Below are 4,485 nucleotides of genomic sequence, written 5' to 3' on the forward strand. Positions count from 1 at the left end.
GCCACACACAACCCGCACTATTCGCCTACGAAGTCGCCCTCTACCACACCCTCGGCCTCACACCCCACTACCTCGCCGGACACTCCATCGGCGAAATCACCGCCGCACACCTAACCGGAACCCTGTCTCTTGCCGACGCCGCGAAACTGGTCACCGCACGCGCCACACTCATGCAAAACCTGCCCGCGACCGGCGCCATGGCCACCATCCAGGCCACCGTCGAGCAGGTCACCCCACACCTGGTCGGCGACACCACCATCGCCGCCATCAACACCAACAACCACATCACCATCAGCGGCACCGCCAAACACGTCCAAGCCACCCTCACAAACATCCCAGCCCCATCACGCCTCCTCCAAGTCAGCCACGCCTTCCACTCCCCCCACCTCGACCCCATCCTCGACGAACTCACCACCGTCGCCTCGACACTCCACCACCAGACACCGACCATCCCCGTCATCTCCAACCTCACCGGACAAATCGCTCAACACGATCCTGGCTACTGGGCGCAGCAGGCACGCGGCACCGTCCAATGGCGCGACACCCTGCTCCACCTCGCCGAGCAGGGCGTCACCACCTTCCTGGAGATCGGGCCGCACAGCACCCTCACCGCACTCACCCGCGAAGTGCTCCCGGACGCGGTCGCACTACACACCAGCCACCGCACCAACGGCACCAACATCGACTCAGTCCTCGCCCAGGCCTGGATCCACGGCCACGGCAACCACCCAGCCCAACCCACCAACCACCTACCCGACGCACCCACGTACCCGTTCGAGCGGAACCGGTACTGGCTCACCGAGACGCGCCGCCGCGGGGACGCGGGCGCCGTCGAGCATCCGATCCTCACCACGGTCAGCGTGCACGCCGAGTCGAACAGCACCGTCTACTCCGGGGCGCTCAGCGCCGCCCGCGACCCGCATCCGCCGACCTCGACCCTGGCCGAGCTGGTGCTGCAGGCGGGGCACGAACTCGGCTGCCCGCGGATCCGGGAGCTGGACGTGGACGCGCCGCTCGCTGTGCCCGGGGACGGCGCGCTGCAGGTGCAGGTGACGGTCAGCGCCGCGGACGGGACCGGTGGGCGCCGGGTCACGGTGCACTCGCGGGCGACCCGGGACGGCATCGACGTGGCCTGGGTACGCAATGCACACGGCACTCTCGACGACGCCACTCCGGTCATACTCGATGAGGTTGTCTGGCCGCCGGCAAAGGCCGAGCCGATGTCGCACGCCGGAAGTGACGCCGGGGTGATCGCGGCGTGGCGCCGTGGCGACGACGTGTACGCCGAGATCGTGCCGGCCGAGGAGGCCGAACACGGGTACGGGGTGCATCCGGCGCTGCTCGACCAGGCGGTACGGCTGCACGGTGACGGCCTGCGGCCGGCCGTGCGATGGGCGGGTCTGTCGCTGACCGGTTCCCAGGCGGCGCTGCTGCGGGTCCGCGCGACCCGGCTGGGCCCGGACACGCTGGCGCTCGCCGCGGTGGACGCGGGCGGCGAGCCGGTCCTGGTCGCCGCGAGCGTCACGGTGGGGCACGTCGAGGCACCGGCCGAACCGGCGACGTCGCTGTACGAGGTGCGCTGGGTGCCGCTGGAGACCGCCGGCGGCACGGCGGCCACGACGAGCGTGACGCACCGGGTCGACGGCGGCCGGGACGCGACCGAGGCGGCCGGCGTGGTCGCGGCGGTGCTGCCCGTCGTCCAGCGGTGGCTGGCCGGCGACCCGGCGGACGAATCACGCCTGGTGCTGGTGACCTCCGGGGCGGTGGCCGCCCGGGACGGCGACGTGCCGGATCTGGGCGCCGCCGCGGTGTGGGGCCTGGTCCGTGCCGCCCAGACCGAGCACCCGGACCGCATCGTGCTGGTGGACGCCGACCCGGCGACGACCGAAGCGCAGCTGACGGCGGCCGCTCACACCGGCGAACCGCAGATCGCGATCCGCGACGGGTCGTTCGTCGTTCCCCGCCTGGTCCGGCGCGAGCCGGCGCCGCGGTCAGCTCCGTCGTGGCGTGACGGCACCGTCCTGATCACCGGGGCGACCGGCGATCTGGCCCGGCTCTTCGCCCGGCACCTGGTCACCGCGATGGGCGTACGCCGTCTGGTGCTCGCCTCCCGGCGCGGCGATGACGCGCCCGGCATGCCGCAACTGTGCCGGGAGCTCACCGACGCGGGCGCCGAGGTCACGACGGCCGTCTGTGACGTGGCGGACCGCGCCGCGGTCGACGCTCTGCTGGCCGGCCTCACCGACCTGCGCGCCGTGGTGCACACCGCCGGGGTGCTGCACGACGGTGTCGTCTCCGATCTCGACGCCGGCCGGCTGGCCGAGGTCTGGGGGGCGAAGGCCGCCGGCGCCTGGCATCTGCACGAGGCGACCCGCGACCGGGACCTCACCGCCTTCGTCCTGTTCTCCTCGATCGCCGCGACGCTGGGCAGCGCCGGGCAGGCCGGTTACGCATCGGCGAACGCGTTCCTGGACGCCCTGGCCGAGCAGCGCCGGGCCGCCGGGCTGCCGGCCACCTCGCTGGCGTGGGGCCTGTGGAACCCGAACGGCGGGATGGCGGCCCGCCTCGGTGACGCCGACCGGGCCCGGTGGGCGCGCACCGGTGTCCTGCCGATCGACGCGGACCTGGGCGTGGCGCTGTTCGGTACGGCGGTCGCCACCGACACGGCGGCGCTGGTACCTGCCCGGCTGGACGGCAGCGGCGTCTGGCCGGGCACCGCCCCGGTGCCGGGGATGCTGCGCGGACTGTTCCGGACGGCTCGCCGCCGGGCGGCCGGCCCCACCACCCCGGCCGCCGGATCCCTGGCCGCGCGGCTCGCCGGGATGACCGGCCACGACGAACGCCGGGCGCACCTGCTGTCGCTGGTCCGTGCGGAGGCGGCCACGGTCCTCGGCCACGGTTCCACGACGACCATGCCGGAGCGCGGCACCTTCAAGGAGGCGGGATTCGACTCGCTGGCCGCGGTCGAGCTGCGCAACCGCATCAACCAGGTGACCGGGCTGCGGCTGTCCGGTGCGCTCGTCTACGACTACCCGACCCCCGTCGCCCTGGCCGACCATCTGCTGGACGAGCTGGTGGGCGGGACGGCCACGAACGGCCGGCCGGCGTCGGCGGCGGTGGTGTCGGACGAGCCGATCGCGATCGTCGGCATGGCCTGCCGGCTACCCGGCGGCGTGTCCACCCCCGAACATCTGTGGCAGATGCTCGCCGACGGCCGCGACGCGATCGGTGGCTTCCCCACCAACCGGGGCTGGGACCTCGACGCCCTCTACCACCCGGACCCGGAGCACTTCGGCACCAGCTACACCCGCCACGGCGGCTTCCTGCACGACGCCGACCAGTTCGACCCCAACTTCTTCGGCATGAGCCCCCGCGAAGCCCTCGCCACCGACCCCCAGCAACGCCTCCTCCTGGAAACCAGCTGGGAAACCCTCGAACGCGCCGGCATCGAACCGGAGTCGTTGCAGGGCACCGCGACCGGGGTGTTCGTGGGCGCCGCCCCGCAGGACTACGCGCCGCGACGTCCGGACACGCCGCGGGACATGGAGGGTTACCTGCTCGCCGGCAATCTGGCGAGTGTGGCGTCGGGGCGGGTGGCGTACACCCTCGGCCTGGAAGGTCCGGCCGTCACCGTCGACACCGCGTGTTCGTCGTCGCTGGTCGCGATCCACCTCGCCGCCCAGTCGCTGCGCAGCGGAGAGTGCTCGCTGGCGCTGGCCGGTGGCGTGATGGTGATGGCGACGCCGAACACGTTCGTGGAGTTCTCCCGCCAGCGGGGTCTGTCCCCGGACGGCCGGTGCAAGGCGTTCTCCGACAGCGCCGACGGCACCGGCTGGGCCGAAGGCGCCGGCATGCTCCTACTCGAGAAACTGTCCGACGCCCAAGCCAACGGCCACCCGATCCTCGCCGTCATCCGCGGCACCGCGATCAACCAGGACGGCGCCTCCAACGGACTCACCGCACCCAACGGCCCCGCCCAACAACGCGTCATCCAACAGGCCTTGGCCAACGCCGGCCTCACCCCGAACGACATCGACGCCGTCGAGGCCCACGGCACCGGCACCCGACTCGGCGACCCCATCGAAGCCCAAGCACTGACGGATGCGTACGGCACGGGCCGCCAGCGGCCCCTGTGGCTCGGCTCCCTCAAGTCGAACATCGGGCACACCCAGGCGGCCGCCGGAGTCGCCGGGGTGATCAAGATGGCGCTGGCCCTGCGGCATCAGCAGTTGCCGCAGACCCTCCACGTGGACACGCCGACCAGCCACATCGACTGGAACGACAACCCACTCACCCTGCTCACCGAGCCCCAGCCCTGGCCGACGGGTGACGTCAAACGCCGGGCCGGAATCTCCTCATTCGGCATCAGCGGCACCAACGCCCACCTCATCCTCGAAGAAGCACCCACCACACAACCGGCGGAAAAGCCGGGGCGGCCTCAAGTGCTGGCCTTCAGCGCCAAAACCGAGACAGCACTACACGCCT

At 72.3% G+C, this 4,485-nt stretch carries 1 protein-coding gene; it reads left to right on the top strand.

The features are described 5' to 3' along the window. Positions 1–4,485 (top strand): SDR family NAD(P)-dependent oxidoreductase (locus ACFOX0_RS33850; protein ID WP_377553715.1); only part of this gene is annotated, 4,485 nt, incomplete at both ends.

The sequence above is a fragment of the Micromonospora zhanjiangensis genome (assembly GCF_042650605.1).
In the GTDB taxonomy this organism is placed as follows: Bacteria; Actinomycetota; Actinomycetes; order Mycobacteriales; family Micromonosporaceae; genus Micromonospora_J; species Micromonospora_J zhanjiangensis.